Raw genomic sequence first — 14,935 nt, forward strand, 5'->3', positions numbered from 1 at the left:
CGTTTCGCTGGGCAGGAGACGTGAAGGCACCATGGTGGAGGAACAGCAGGTAATGACCCATGGCGCAGGCCGGCCTGCCACCGACCGGCGGCTGCGTTCGATCATCGGCGGGTCGCTGGGCAATCTGGTCGAATGGTACGACTGGTACGTCTATTCCGCCTTCGCGCTGTATTTCGCGCCGGTCTTCTTCCCCTCCGACGATCCCACCGCCCAGCTGCTGAGTGCGGCGGCGATCTTCGCGGTCGGCTTCCTGATGCGGCCGCTGGGTGCGTGGATGATGGGCATCTATGCCGACCGACATGGCCGCAAGGCGGGTCTGGCGCTGTCGGTCGCGCTGATGGGCGGCGGGTCGGCGCTGATCGCGATCACGCCATCCTACGCCACGATCGGGAATATCGCGCCGCTGTTGCTGCTGTTCGCGCGGTTGATGCAGGGGGCGAGCGTGGGCGGCGAATATGGCGCCAGCGCCACCTACCTGTCGGAAATGGCGACGCCGAAATCGCGCGGCTTCTTCTCCAGCTTCCAGTACGTGACGCTGATCGCCGGGCAATTGCTGGCGCTGTGCGTGCTGCTGGCGTTGCAGGCGGTATTGTCGGAAGCGCAGCTGGAACAATGGGGCTGGCGCATCCCCTTCGCCATCGGTGCCGTCATGGCGATCAGCGTCTATGTCCTGCGCCGTGGATTGCAGGAGACAGAGGCGTTCGAGCGTACGAAGGCCGATCCCGCGCAGCCCAAGTCCAGCGCCTGGGCACTGGTGCGCCGCCACCCGATACCGGCCGCCACAGTGGTGGCGATGACGGCCGGGGGCACGCTCGCCTTCTATGCCTATTCCACCTACATGCAGAAATTCCTGGTCAACACGGCCGGGTTCGGGCGGCAGACCGCCACCGCCATCATGGCGTCCGCATTGTTCATCTACATGCTGATGCAACCGCTGGCGGGTGCCCTGTCCGACCGGATCGGCCGGCGACCGCTGCTGATCGGCTTCGGCTTCGGCGGTGCGCTGTTCACCGTGCCGATCTTCACCCGGCTGGAGACGGTGACATCGTCCTTTACCGCCTTCCTGCTGGTGCTGGCGGGGCTGGTGCTGGTGACCGGCTACACCTCCATCAACGCCATCGTGAAGGCGGAGCTGTTCCCCGCGCATATCCGCGCGCTGGGCGTCGCCCTGCCCTACGCGCTCGCCAACACGCTGTTCGGCGGCACGGCGGAATATGTCGCGCTGCGGCTCAAGAGCGCGGGGCTGGAGGACGGCTTCTACTGGTACGTCTCCGCGCTGATCGCGCTGTCGCTCCTTGTTTACCTGCGTATGCCCGAAACCCGGCTGAACGGCGCCATGGCGGCCGACGGCCTTCCCGAAAGGTGATCCCATGCCCGCCTCCCGTGTAGCGCTTTCGCGTCTCGCCCTCGCCGCTGCCCTGCTGCTGGCTGGTCCCGCCGTCGGGCAGGAAGGGGGCGAACATGGCGGCGTACCGCTGCCCGCCGCCGGCACGCCTCCCGTGCCGTTCGCGCCTGTGCAGGCCAACCTGTTCAACTATCCCGGATCGCTGTCCAACGCCTGGGGCGATTTCGACAATGACGGCGACCTCGACCTCGCGGTCAGCACCAAGGCGGGCGAGGTGCGGCTGTATCGCAACGATGCCGGCACCTTCACCAGCATCGGCGAGGCGGCGGGCCTGCCGCTGAAGGCGCACGAACTGCGCGGCCTCAGCTGGGGGGATTATGACGGCGACGGACTGCTCGACCTTCTGGGCGGGGCGACCGATCCCAAGCAGCCGACGCTGGTGTTCCGCAATGGGGGCGACGGCCGCTTCGCCGAGGTGAGCGCGGACATCGGCCTCAACTTCGCCGGCCGGTCCGCCCGCCAGACCAGCTGGGTCGATATCGACAATGACGGCGACCTGGACCTGTATGCCGCCGACCGGATCGGCCCGAACCGGGTGATGATGAACAATGGCGGCTCCTTCACGCAGGCCCGCGCCGGCGAAGGTATCTCCGACACGCGGGCGACGGTGGGCGCCTGCTGGTTCGACTTCGACACCGATGGTGACCTGGATCTGTTCCTGGCGAACCAGTCGGGCGACACCGATGCGCTGTGGCGCAATGATGGCGATACCTTCGTCGATGTGGCGGCGGCGGCGGGCGTCGCCAGTCCGGGTCGGAGCAAGGCGGCAGGCGGCGTCGGTTGTGCGATCGGCGATTACGACAATGACGGGCGGCTGGACCTGTTCGTGCCCAGCTATGGCGCGAACGGCCTGTACCGCAACAAGGGTGACGGTACGTTCGAGGATGTGTCCGCGAAGACCGGCGTCAGCTTCGTCAACCATTCGGTCGGCGCGGCCTGGGGCGACTACGACAATGACGGTTGGCTGGACCTGTCGCTGATGGCCTATGAAGGGCCGGCGGGCGAACAGGTGCCGACCAACGCCCTGCTGCATAGCGAGAGCGACGGCGCGGGCGGGCGACGCTTCGTCAACGTGCTGGCGCGCGACAGCGTGGTCAATGCCGGCGACCACGGCGTGCAATGGGTCGATTACGATGGCGACGGCCTGCTCGACTTGTCGCTTACCGATGGTTACGGCCCGACCGGCGGGCATCCGGTGTTCCGCAACACGCTAGGCGTCGATGTCGGGCGGCGCAGCCTGTCCGTGCTGGTGCTGGATGCGCAAGGCCGTTTTACGAGAGTCGGCGCGGAGGTGCGGCTGCGTGATGCGGGCGGCACCGTGATTGCCACGCGCCAGGTGGGCAGCGGCGACGGCTACAACACGCAAAGCGCGCTGCCGGCCCACTTCGGTCTTGCCAGCATGGCGCCGGTCAGCGTCGAGGTGACGTTCCTGACACCTGGTGGACGGCGGCCGGTCGTGCAGGAGAATGTCGATCCCGCCGCCTATGCGGGCAAGGCGCTGATCGTGCGGGAGCCTGCTGGCTGACAGTGGTAAACTCGGGCATTTCGCTCATCCAGCCAAGTTGTGCATCGACCGAAACCGCCTTTGGCTTGGACGGCGGCGCGGGCGCGCAATAGCCAGAGGTCAATGCCGCCGCCCGCTTGAATGGCGGCGGATTGACCGGAGAGCCGCTGCGATGTCGAACCTGAGCCCTACCGAAATCGCCGGCCGCATCGGCGGCGGGCTGCTGTCGTTTCCCGTCACCCATTTCGATGAAGGTGGCGCGTTCCTGGAAGATCCCTATCGCGCGCATTGCGCATGGATGCTGGATCATGAACTGGCCGGCCTGTTCGCCGCCGGCGGTACGGGAGAATTCTTCTCCCTGACGCCGCCCGAAGTGCGCGACGTGGTCGCCGCCGCCGTGGCGGAGACGGCCGGGCGCATCCCCGTGATATCCGGCTGCGGTTACGGCACTGCCATCGCCACCGGCATCGCCCGCGATGCGGAGGCAGCGGGCGCGGACGGCCTGCTGTTGCTGCCCCCCTATCTGATGGGTGCATCGCAGGACGGGCTATTCCGCCACATCGATGCCGTGTGCAAGAGCACGGGCATGGGCGTCATCGTCTACAACCGCGACAACGGCGTGGTGGATGACGAGACGCTGGCCCGCCTGTGCGATGCCAACGCCAACCTGATCGGGTTCAAGGACGGGGTCGGCGATATCGAGCTGATGACCCGCATCTATGCCCGCATGGGCGACCGGCTGACCTATATCGGCGGCCTGCCCACGGCCGAGACCTTCGCCACGCCGTACCTGACGATGGGCGTGACGACCTATTCCAGCGCGATCTTCAACTTCATGCCGGAATGGGCGCTGCACTTCTACCGCTCCGTCCGCGCGGACGACCGGGCCGAGGTGCTGAAGCAGCTGCGCGATTTCGTCCTGCCCTACATCACGCTGCGCAACCGAGGTCGCGGCTATGCCGTGTCGATCGTGAAGGCGGGGATGCGGGTGATCGGGCGCGATGCGGGTCCGGTGCGCTCACCGCTGACCGACCTTTCGGCTGCCGAGCAGGAGGAACTGCGCGTGCTGATCGAGCGGGCCAACGCCGGCGTGCTCACCCCGGCGGAGTGAGGCATTGCCGGCCGGGGGAGCGGCCGGTACCCTCCTGCCCATGTTCGAATTGAGCCAGCTGCGCTGCTTCGTCGCCGCCGCGGAGGAACTGCATTTCGGCCGCGCGGCGCAGCGGCTGAACATGACGCAATCCCCCCTCAGCCGGCAGATCCAGCTGCTCGAACGCATCCTCAACGTCACGCTGCTGGAACGTACCAGCCGCTCCGTCAGCCTGACGCCGGCGGGGCAGGTATTCCTGATAGAGGCGCGGCGGATCGTGCGGCTGGCGGAAAGCGCCGCACTGTCCGCCCGCCGCGTGGCCAATGGCGACACCGGCAAGGTGTCGATCGGCTTCACCGCGGTGTCCGGCTACCATCTCGTCCCCAAGATCGTGGCGCAGGCGCGCGCGACCCTGCCCAATGTGGAGCTGGACCTGCGCGAGATGGTCACCGGCGATCAGGTGGACGCGCTGCTGATCGGGCTGATCGATGTCGGCTTCGTCCGCCCGCCGGTGGACCGGGCGGAGTTCGACACGCTGTGCGTCCTGCACGAACCGCTGGTGGCCGCGTTGCCCGCCGGTGATCCGCGATTGGGCAAGGCCAGCCTGACGCCGCAGGATTTCGATGGGCGCCCGCTGATCATGTATGCCCGGCAGGGCGCCGGCTATTTTCATGCCATGCTGCTGCACCTGTTCGACACGGCGGGCGTGGTGCCCGATTACGTGCAGCACGTGACGCAGATCCATTCGATGCTGGGCCTCGTCCACGCCGGCCTCGCCGCAGCGATCGTGCCGGAGTCAGCCGCTGGCCTGCACATGCTGGACGTGCAGTTCCGCCGGTTCGAGACGAACCCGGAAAAGCCGGTGGAGCTGCACATGGCTTGGCGGCGCGACAATGCGAACCCGGCGCTGGAACCGATGCGCCGGCTATGTGCGGAGAGTGTGGGGTGATGCAGCGTCGCGAGGCGATAGGCCTGCTCGCCGCCGCGCCGTTGGTGCTGGCGGCGCGCGGACGGAGGGGCGCCGGCGGCGATCCAGTGGCAACAACGGTTCATGGCCGCGTGCGGGGCCTGCGCGAGGATGGCGTGCTGGCATTCCGCGGCGTGCGCTATGGCGCGGACACCGCCACCACCCGGTTCAGTCGGGCCCTGCCACCTGCCGCGTGGGACGGCATCGCCGATGCGACCCGCTATGGCGCAGCCGCCCCGCAGACCCGCGCGGGCGAGCCGACGTCGGAAGACTGCCTGTTCCTCAATGTCTGGACCCCGGCCACTGACGGCGCGCGGCGGCCGGTCATGGTTTACCTGCATGGCGGTGCGCATGCCCACGGCTCCGGATCGGACCCGCTCTATGATGGCGGCAATCTGGTGCGCCGGGGCGATGTCGTGGTGGTGACGCTGAACCACCGGCTGGCGGGCCTCGGCTATTGCTACCTGGCGCAACTGGGTGGCCCGGCGGAATCGGGCAATGTCGGCAATCTGGACATCGTGCTGGCGCTGCAATGGGTGCGCGCCAACATCGCCGCGTTCGGCGGCGATCCGGATTGCGTGATGCTGTTCGGCCAGTCGGGTGGCGGGGGCAAGGCGATCACGCTGATGGCCATGCCGGAGGCGCGACCGCTGATCCACCGGGTCGCCACCATGAGCGGGCAGCACGTGACGGCCGCCGGTCCCAACAACGCCACCCGCCGCGCCCGCGCCTTCATGGCGGCGGCAGGCGTCGCCGATTACCGCGCACTCGCCACCTTGCCGGTGGAGCGGCTGGTGGAGGCGATGGGCGCCACCGACCCGCTGGAAGGCAAGGGCGATATCAACTTCGTCTCCACACTGGATCACGGCGTACTGCCGCGCCACCCCTTCGTGCCGGACGCCCCGGCGGAGGCGGCGCATATCCCGCTGATCGTGGGCAACACGCATGACGAGACGGGCGGCTGGCTGCGCAGCACGCTGCTGGCGGGCGACACCACATGGGACAACCTGTCCGAACGGCTGATGGGCCAGATGGTGAAGGACGTGGCGCCCGATCACGTCATCCGCGAATATCGCGCCTTCTACCCCGATCGCACGCCGGGACAGATCCTGCTGGCGGCCAGCACCGCCGGCCGATCATGGCCCGGACACCTGATCCAGGCGGAGGAGCGCGCCCGCATCGGGGCGCCGACCTGGATGTACCAACTCGACTGGCCTTCGCCAGAGGCGGACGGCGTGCTGGGCGCGTACCACACGCTCGACATCCCGCTGGTATTCGACAACACGGCCCGGGCCGGGAAGCAGACCGGTAACGGGCCGGAAGCGCGCGCGCTGGCGGGGCGCATGGCCGACAGCTTCATCGCCTTCGCCCGCACCGGCGACCCGAACACCGCCGCCCTGCCCACCTGGCCAACCTATGACCTCGATCGTCGTGGCACGATGATCTTCGATACGACCTGCCGGATCGAGAACGATCCTCGCCGGCAGGAGCGGCTGCTGTTCGCGGTCGCGCCATATATCAAACCGGGCGGCTGACGCTTCAGACGCGGTCCCACGGGAAGGCGAGCGTGGGCAGGTCGGCGTAACGGCGCTGCGTAATCGTCAGCCGCGCGCCGGAGCGGGGCGCCAGCCGCACCGCCACGTCGCGCCCGGCGCCGGCCACCTGCTGCCCGTCTATGGCGACGCTTTCCAGTCGGTGTTCCGCATAGGCGCCGCCCTGCACGATCACGTTGCGGGGCTCATCCGCCAGGTTGACCAGCGTCACCTCCACCGCGTCGTCGCGCATCGTGTGGACCAGGGCGGCGCAATCTGGCGGCAGGCCCGCACGGCGGCGGACCGGATCGAAATAGCGCAGCCGGCAGTGCAACGTCACCCCGCCCTGCGGCGGCGACTGGCGCGACCATGACGGGCGCGCGATCAGCAGGCCTCCGGTCATCTGCTGCACCAGGCTCTTGACGCTGGCGGGGTTCTTGTCGAGCGGCCAGTCGGCCAGGCGCGTCTGTGGGGTGGTGTCGTCCGCCAGGCGGCGGGCGTCGGCCGCCGCGATACGCTCCATGTCCGCCTGCAGCGACTGCACCGGATAATCGGGGTTGCGGCCGTCGAGGAACTCGAGCCACGGATCGTCGCCAGCCACGGCCCGGTCGTCCGCCCGCTGAGTGACATACCAGATTTCGCCCGCGTTCTGTCGGTTCAGGCCGGCGCGCCAGCCGTACCAGCCGTCGGCGCCGTGCATGGTGGGCGTGGAGAACTGCCCATCCACGGTGCGCCCGAGATCGTTCAGCTTGGCCACCTGCCGGCGCCACAACTCGATGAAAGCGGGGTCGCCCCGGCCCAGCAGCGTGCCGTTCATGAACGCGGTGATGGATCGCGGCACGCGGTTGCGGTCCTCCCGCTCCCCTGTCTGCGGCACGATCGGGGAGAAGCCCCAGCCATAGACGCCGCCCCACCAGTTCCCGCCTGCGCTGGAGCCGATCACGCCATCCGGCCCCACATTGCTGGGCAGGATGTCGCCATTGGCGCGGGTGCGCTCCACCCAGGCGCCGAGATAATCCAGCGCCCAGTTGCGGAACCGGTCGCCGCCGCCCAGCGCATAGGCATTGAGGCCCAGCGTGGTCGCCTGCAGGTTCAGCGGGCTGTCGCCAACCACATCGGTGTATTCGACGTAATGGTCCAGCGTCTGCTGGTAGTTCTGCTCCCCGTGTTCCAGGTGAAAGCGGGACGTGTCGAAAGGGTCGCCGGCCCAGTCCAGCGCGGTCGCCGGGCGCATCAGCGGCCCCAAACTGCCGTTCATCATGGACCGGATCACGCGGGTGCGCGGATCGTAGTTCGGCGCGCGTGGGTCGGCCCCGGTGTAGAAATCGGCGAAGCGGCTGGTCCTATCGCGTAGCCGCCGATCGCCGGGCGCGGACAAGCCCATCAGGTTGAAGGAGGACAGCCCTTCCGAATTGTGCTGCCAGTCCATCTGCACCGGGAATTCGAACCGGTACATGCCGTTACGCGCCGCCGGTGTCTCCACCGTGCGGGCGATCGTGTACTGGTCGATGTGCCCTTCCCAGAAGCGCTGCGAGAGGTCCAGGATGCGATCGTCACCGCCCAGGGCATGCAGCAGCAGCCAGTTGTTGGTCGCTTCCGCCGCATCGTCCGGCCCGTCATTAGCGCCCCAACGGACGAACACCTTCAGCCAGTCACGCTCGTCGACATAGGTGCGGTAGTAGTCGACGCAGGACCGGGCATTTGCGTCCAGCAGTTGCCGCTGCATCACCGCCCATTGCGGCGGCGCCATGGGCGTGTCGATGGCGAACTGCGAACGTGCGGCCCGGATGGGGGCGGCCGTCAGCGCCAGCGCGGCGGCCCCGCCGCCCAGCACGGCGCGTCTGGTGGTGGTCATCAGGCAATCTCCAGCCGACGGATCGGGCCGACGATCACCAGGAACGCAAAGATGGTCAGCAGGCAATGCGCGCCCACGAAGATCAGCGCCCCGTCGAACGACCCGGTGGTGGCGACGATGTAGCCGATAACGATCGGGGTGACGATCCCCGCGATATTGCCGAACATGTTGAACACACCGCCGGCCAAGCCCGCGAGCTGCCGGGGCGAGACGTCGGACATCACCGCCCATCCGAGCGACGCGACGCCCTTGCCGAAAAAGGCGACCGACAGCAGCGTGATCACCATCCATTCGCTTTCCGCATAGACGCAGCCGATGATGAGGGTCGCCAGCAGCATGCCCACCACCAGCGGCGCCTTGCGCGCAAGGTCGATATTACCGGTCCGCTTCAACAACCGGTCCGACATAAAGCCGCCCGCCACTCCGCCGACGAAGCCGCACAGCGCCGGCAGAGCCGCGGCAAAACCCGCCTCCAGGATGTTGAGCCCGCGTTCGCGCACCAGGTAGATCGGGAACCAGGTGACGAAGAAATAGGTCAGCACGTTGATGCAGTACTGGCCCAGATAGATGCCCAGCAGCATCCGGTTGGTCAGCAGCTTTGCCAGGTTGGCGCGGGTGAACGTCGCCTCCCGCGGACCCGTAGCAGCATCCTCCATCCGGATCAGCCCGCCGCCGGCCTCGATATACTCCAGTTCCGCCGCATTGATCGACGGGTGCCGCACAGGCGAGTGGATCAGCCGCACGAAGGCGAGCGCTGCCAGCAGACCCAGCGCGCCCATGACCCAGAACACCGATCGCCAGCCGAAATCATGCGCCAGCCATCCCATCAGCGGGGCGAAGGTGACCAGGCTGAAATATTGCGCCGAGTTGAAGATCGCCGATGCCGTGCCCCGCTCCGGCCCTGGAAACCATGCCGCGACCAGGCGGGCGTTGCCGGGAAAGGACGGCGCCTCCGCCGCGCCGACGCAGAAACGCAGCACGAACAGCATGGTGACGGCCGACACGCCCGGCAGCCAGCCGGCAAAGCCCTGCGTGGCGGTGAACAGCGACCAGATGGCGATGGCCCCTGCGTAGATGCGCTTCGTCCCGAACCGGTCCAGCAGCGCGCCACCCGGCACCTGCGCCAGCACATAGGCCCAGGCGAAGGCCGACAGGATGAAGCCGGTCTGGATCTCGCTCAACCCCAGTTCCAGCGAAGCCTGATTACCGGCGATGGAGAAGGTCGCGCGGTCGGCATAATTGATGACGGTGATGATGAAGATCAGGACGATGATCCGGTAGCGGATACGTGTCGGCGCGCTGCTGGTGGCCATCGTCCATTCCTCTCCATCCGGCTGGCCCGCTTGCCTGCGGTCCATGTCCGGTCGGGCGATGCTAGACCGGGGCGGGCACCGCGTCCAAGTCGCAAAGCGGGATAATCGAGCCAAGCCTTGGCATGAAGCCGGGCGGGTGAGGATGGCTGAGCCGGCTTTTGTGCGCAAAGCGCATCGATCAATGCCGGATTGGCGCTGGTTAGTGCGCAGGACTGGCGCCTAACAAAAGATGAGACGGTCCCAAGAGAGACCGCGCATCAAGGAAGAGGTTCAGCCATGACGGGCAATCGCCGCCACAAGTGCATCCTTTCGCTGTCCAGCGCCCTTGCCGGCACCCTGCTGGCCGCGAGCCCGGCCATCGCGCAGGATACTCCTCCACCCGCCAGCGCCGCCACCCCCAGCGAGGCGGAAGCGCAGCAGGGCCTGCCCACGCCCGGCGCGGGCGAGGAGATCGTCGTCACCGGCTTCCGCGAAAGCCTGGCCAGCGCCATCAACCTGAAGCGCAATTCGTCGGGCGTGGTTGATGCCATCAAGGCGGAGGACATCGCCCAGTTCCCCGACCTGAACCTCGCCGAATCCCTGCAGCGCATCCCCGGCGTCGCGATCAGCCGCGTGCAGGGCGAAGGCCGGTCCATCTCCGTGCGCGGCCTCGGCTCCGAATATACCCGCGTGCGTATCAACGGGATGGAGGCGCTGACCACGTCCAGCGGCACCGCCAACAGCGGCGGCACCAATCGCGGCCGCGGTTTCGACTTCAACATCTTCTCCTCCGACCTGTTCAACGAACTGGTTGTGAGGAAGTCCGCCAGCGCGGATGTGGAGGAAGGCTCGCTCGGCGCCACGGTGGACCTGCGCACCGCGCGCCCCTTCGACTTCACCGGCCCGCGCCTCGTCGCTTCCGCCCAGGCGAGCTACAACGACCTGGCCGAGAAGGTCACGCCGCGCCTGTCCGTCCTTGCCAGCGACCGGTTCCTGGACGGGCGGCTGGGCGTGCTCATCTCCGCCGCGTACGAGAAGCGCCGCCTGATCGAGGAAGGCGCCAACATCACCCGCTGGGAACCGGCGGGCGACAATGGCAGCTTCAACGCCGCCTCCACCTTGCCCGGCTACACCATCGCCGACCTGCGCGTGCGCGGCACCGACGCGATCTTCCACCCGCGTATCCCGTCCTACGTCAGCTACGACGTGGAGAACGCGCGGATCGGCGTCACCGGCGCCATCCAGTACGAGGCGACGGACCAGATGGTGATCGGTATCGACGCCCTCTATTCCAAGCTGGAAGGCACCCGCAAGGAAGCGCAATTGCAGGCCATCGGCCTCAGCCGCGGCGGCGCGGGCAAGCCCAACATCATCATCCGCGACGGCGTGGTCGATGAGAACAACAACCTCGTTTACGCCGCGCTCGACAATGTCGATCTGCGCACCCAGACCAGCTATGACGAGTTGAACACCGAATTCCTGCAGGTCACCGGCACGATCGACCAGGATTTCGGCAACGGGCTGAAGATCGGCGCGCTGGCCGGTTATGCCGACAGCAAGTTCACCTCCCCCGTCTCCACTACCGTCACCTTCGACCGGGTGGATAGCGACGGCTTCTCCTACGATTTCCGTAACGACCGCTTTCCAACGCTGTCCTACGGCTTCGACATCACCGATCCGGCCAATTGGTCGCACCTCAACGGTGTGTCCGAAGTGCGCATCCGGCCCAGCAGCGTGCGCAACCGGTTCGAAACGGGCAAGGTGTTCGGCGAATACGAGCTGATGCCGGAGATCACGCTGCGCGCCGGCGTCGATTACCGCCGCTTCCGCTACAATTCCACGGAACGCCGCCGCGCGAGCGAGACGCTGGTGGAGACGCTGACCCCGGCACAGGTGGCCGAGCTGTCCTATGTCTTCGACGATTTCGGCAAGGGTATCGACCTGCCCAGCGGCGTCGGATCGTCCTGGCTGGCCCCCGATCTGGAGGCGTTCGCCGAGGCGCGCGGGATCTACAGCGGACAGGGCATCTACCAGCTGTTCGGGGTGGAGAACAGCTCCGCCCGCGGCAACAATGACAGCGTGCAGGAAAAGACCTGGGGCGCCTACGCCCAGGCCGATTTCAACGTGGAAGCCGGCGTGCCGCTGCGCGGCAATATCGGCGTGCGCTGGTTCCGTACCCGGCAGGACGGCACCGCCTTTGCCGCGGTGGGCACCCAGTTCCAGCAGGTGTCGGTCGGCCGCAGCTACGACATGTTCCTGCCGTCGTTCAACCTGGCGGCGGACCTGACTGATACGCTGGTCGCCCGCTTCGCCGCGGCGCAGACCATCGCCCGGCCAGGCTTGGGCAGCGTGTCGCCCGGCGGCAATGTCAGCGTGCAAGGCGCGAACCGCAACTATTCCACCGGCAACCCCTTCCTGGACCCGACCAAGTCGAACAACATCGACCTGTCGCTGGAATGGTACCCGGAAAGCGGCGCGATCTATGCCATCGGCCTGTTCTACAAGGACATCGACACCTTCGTGCAGACCCTGCGCCGGGATGCGGCGTTCAACACGCTGGGCCTGCCGCTGGAACTGCTGGCCGGCACCGGCGCCACCCCGGACGAAATCTTTCAGGTGACGCAGCCGGTCAATTCCGATGGCGGCCCGCTCAAGGGGCTGGAGGTGAACATCCAGCAGCCCTTCACCTTCCTGCCCGGCGCGCTGGCCAATTTCGGCCTCCAGGCGAACTACACCTTCGTCGATTCCTCCATCGAGTACCTGACCACGACCACGCCGGGCGACCCCACCGTCAACGCCACGCTTGTCGGCCTGTCGAAGCACTCGGCCAACGGCACGCTGTATTACGAGGATACGAAGTTCAGCATCCGCGGATCGATCGCCTATCGCTCCGGCTACCTGACCTCCGTCCCGGCCAGCAACAGCAACGACGTGCAGGGCGTGCGCGGCACGATCAACGTGGACGCGCAGGCATCGTACAACGTGAACGACCGCCTGCAACTCAGCATCGAGGCGGTGAACCTGACCGACCAGTACAATGACGGCTACGTCGACAGCAGCAACCGCCTGAACGTGTACACGCATACCGGCCGGCAGTTCTTCTTCGGCGTACGTTACGCGCTGTAAGCTGCTCTTGATGGCGGGCAGCCCTTCCCCGGGGTGTCCGCCACCGGAAATCATTGCACAGGCAAGCCAAGTTCAGGTGCTAAGTATTACGCTGCTTGCTTTTTGGCCAAGCGTTGAAGAATTTGGCGCGCGTAAGTCATTCGGGGTTTAAAATCGAGCTTCGCAGCTCTTCAGCTTGATCGGCAAGCCGGAATACTGCTTTCACCCTGATAGGCAGCACGCTTTTGTTGACGCATTAGGTTGGGTAAGGTTATGTCGTCAGAAGCCTTGGTAATGGAGCATTGTTTCGTCGCTTGATCACGATGGACGTCTGCTCTGCAGATTGCGGCGCGAGGGGCGCTGCGACCGGGCCCTGAGGGTCGCAAGATAATGAACAAGCATTTGGTCCGCGCTGCTCGGCTGCTTTCAACTGCAGCACTTGGCGCGACGATGGCGTTCCAATCGGCCTCTGCCGCTGAAGAAACGACCGCCATCGTCGGCGCAACGATCTTCGATGCTACGGGCGCCGACCCACATGCGGGCACGGTATTGATACAGGAAGGCCGGATCGTCGCCGTCGGTGACGATGTCACCGTTCCACAGGGTGCCACGGTGATCGACGCTGCCGGCAAGGCGCTGCTGCCCGGCTTCTTCGACGTGCATACGCACTGGACGCCCGGCGGGCAGCCCGGAACGATCCCGCAGATCGCCACCGACTATGTCCAGTCGGGCGTGACCACGGTGAACGACTTCCACCAGCAGCCGGAAAGTTATGCCCCGCGCCGCGAATGGCTGGCGGGCCTTGTGGCGCCGCATGTGAACTTCGCCGCCAGGATAAGCACGCCCGGTGGACATGGCGCCGATTGGGCCGACCAGGCGACGACCATCTGGATCAATACGCCTGATGCTGCACGGGCGGCCATCGCGCGGCTGGAGCCATACCAGCCCGACCTGATCAAAGCCTTTACCGATGGCTGGCGCTATGGCCTGTCGGCCGACAACACCAGCATGGACGAGGCAACAATGGCCGCGCTGGCGGAGGCGGCACATGGCGCCGGGATGCCGGTGCTGACCCACACGGTGACGGTGGATCGTGGTGCGATGGCAGCCCGGGCGGGCATCGATTCGCTGGCCCATGGCCTGCAGGATCGCCAGATGGATCCGGCAACGCTGCAGACAATCGTGCAGTCCGGCATGGCCATGGCGCCGACCTTGGCGGTGTACGAGCCTGGCAAGGGCGGCACGCACCTCGATCCCGCTAATCCGGTCGACCGGCAGCGTATCGCCAAGTTCGACCTTGGCCTTGCCAACGTTAAGATGATGTTCGATGCCGGGGTGCCGATCGCACTGGGCACCGATGCCGGTATGCCGGGCACGCCGCACGGCGTGTCCACGCTGCGCGAAATGGAATTGCTGGTCCGCGCCGGCTTGACGCCGCCGCAGGCGCTGATCGCCGGCACCGCTGCCAGCGCCAAGGTCATGGGGTTGGCCGATGATCGGGGCACCATTGCCCCTGGCCAGCGCGCCGACATCTTACTGATCGATGGCACACCATGGCACGACATCGCGGACGTGCGTAAGATCACCTCGGTGATGATCGACGGGCGCCTCGTCGTGGGTCCGGGCGCTCCGCCCCTCCCTGCCGAGAACAGCGCCACCACGCTGCCGGCCGTAAGCATACCCGCGCTGATCGATGATTTCGAGCGATCGGACGGCCGCACCGCGCTCGACACCTTGCGGCTGCAGGATACCGACGGTGGCATCAGCCGCTCGACTGAGATCGTCCAGATCGTGCCGCGTGGCACCGGCCATGCACTGGCCTTGGCAGCGCAGATGTCGATTGAGGAGGAGCCCTTTGCCGGCGTCTCGTTCCCGCTCACGCGCGGATCGGTACGACCGGCAGACCTCCGGCAATATCAGGGCCTCAGCTTCTCGCTGAAGGGCGAAGGCAGCTACACGGTGCGACTGTCCGGCGAGGGCGGCAGCTGGAGTACTGAGGTTACCGGCAGTCCCGCATGGCAGGATATCACCGTCCCCTTTTCCGCCTTGATGGCGGAGACCTCGCCCCGGTTCTTCAGCGAGCCATGGACCGGCGCCGCGATCCATGAGGTGGAGATCAGCACCAGTCGGCCGGGCGGCAGTACCGTAGCCTTTGAACTGGACGATCTGCGACTGCGCTGACCCT

At 66.8% G+C, this 14,935-nt stretch carries 9 protein-coding genes; 7 read left to right on the forward strand and 2 right to left on the reverse strand.

The genetic code is table 11. The features are described from left to right. The first annotated feature begins 31 nt into the window (after positions 1 to 31). The 5 genes from V5740_RS11260 to V5740_RS11280 all read left to right on the forward strand — a co-directional run bounded on the left by V5740_RS11260 (position 32) and on the right by V5740_RS11280 (position 6,501). A complete protein-coding gene (locus V5740_RS11260; RefSeq protein ID WP_347302572.1) occupies positions 32 to 1,366 on the forward strand; it encodes an MFS transporter in 1,335 nt (444 codons plus the stop codon). Positions 1,367 to 1,370: 4 nt separating this feature from the next. Then, positions 1,371 to 2,930 carry a CRTAC1 family protein gene (locus tag V5740_RS11265; protein WP_347302573.1) on the forward strand — a complete coding sequence of 520 codons (1,560 nt, stop codon included), beginning with the start codon at positions 1,371 to 1,373 and terminating at the stop codon, positions 2,928 to 2,930. Between the two features lie 151 nt (positions 2,931 to 3,081). Continuing rightward, on the forward strand, positions 3,082 to 4,020 hold the full coding sequence (gene kdgD / locus V5740_RS11270) for a 5-dehydro-4-deoxyglucarate dehydratase (RefSeq protein WP_347302574.1): 939 nt from the start codon (positions 3,082 to 3,084) through the stop codon (positions 4,018 to 4,020). A 40-nt stretch (positions 4,021 to 4,060) separates the two neighbouring features. Beyond that, positions 4,061 to 4,948: a LysR substrate-binding domain-containing protein gene (locus V5740_RS11275; protein ID WP_347302575.1), complete on the forward strand. Its 888-nt coding sequence runs from the start codon at positions 4,061 to 4,063 to the stop codon at positions 4,946 to 4,948. Next, positions 4,948 to 6,501 carry a carboxylesterase/lipase family protein gene (locus tag V5740_RS11280; RefSeq protein WP_347304510.1) on the forward strand — a complete coding sequence of 518 codons (1,554 nt, stop codon included), beginning with the start codon at positions 4,948 to 4,950 and terminating at the stop codon, positions 6,499 to 6,501. Before V5740_RS11275 ends, V5740_RS11280 begins: the two co-directional genes overlap by 1 nt. A gap of 4 nt (positions 6,502 to 6,505) precedes the next feature. On the opposite strand, the gene V5740_RS11285 is transcribed toward V5740_RS11280, so the two are convergent. Together V5740_RS11285 and V5740_RS11290 are read right to left on the reverse strand one after the other, a co-directional pair. Beyond that, complete coding sequence (locus V5740_RS11285) at positions 6,506 to 8,353, reverse strand: hypothetical protein (RefSeq protein ID WP_347302576.1); 1,848 nt, start codon at positions 8,351 to 8,353, stop codon at positions 6,506 to 6,508. Further along, positions 8,353 to 9,666 (reverse strand): MFS transporter, encoded by a 1,314-nt coding sequence (locus V5740_RS11290; RefSeq protein ID WP_347304511.1) that lies wholly within the window; start codon positions 9,664 to 9,666, stop codon positions 8,353 to 8,355. The genes V5740_RS11285 and V5740_RS11290 overlap by 1 nt, the downstream gene beginning before the upstream one ends. 276 nt (positions 9,667 to 9,942) lie before the next feature. Here V5740_RS11290 and V5740_RS11295 point away from each other — a divergent pair, with 276 nt between their 5' ends. Continuing rightward, on the forward strand, positions 9,943 to 12,771 hold the full coding sequence (locus V5740_RS11295; RefSeq protein ID WP_347302577.1) for a TonB-dependent receptor: 2,829 nt from the start codon (positions 9,943 to 9,945) through the stop codon (positions 12,769 to 12,771). 429 nt (positions 12,772 to 13,200) lie between these two features. Next, entirely contained in the window at positions 13,201 to 14,931 is a 1,731-nt protein-coding gene (locus tag V5740_RS11300) for an amidohydrolase family protein (RefSeq protein WP_347302578.1), read from the forward strand. Positions 14,932 to 14,935: the final 4 nt, after the last annotated feature.

It is taken from the genome of Croceibacterium sp. TMG7-5b_MA50 (assembly GCF_039830145.1).
Classification (GTDB): Bacteria; Pseudomonadota; Alphaproteobacteria; order Sphingomonadales; family Sphingomonadaceae; genus Croceibacterium.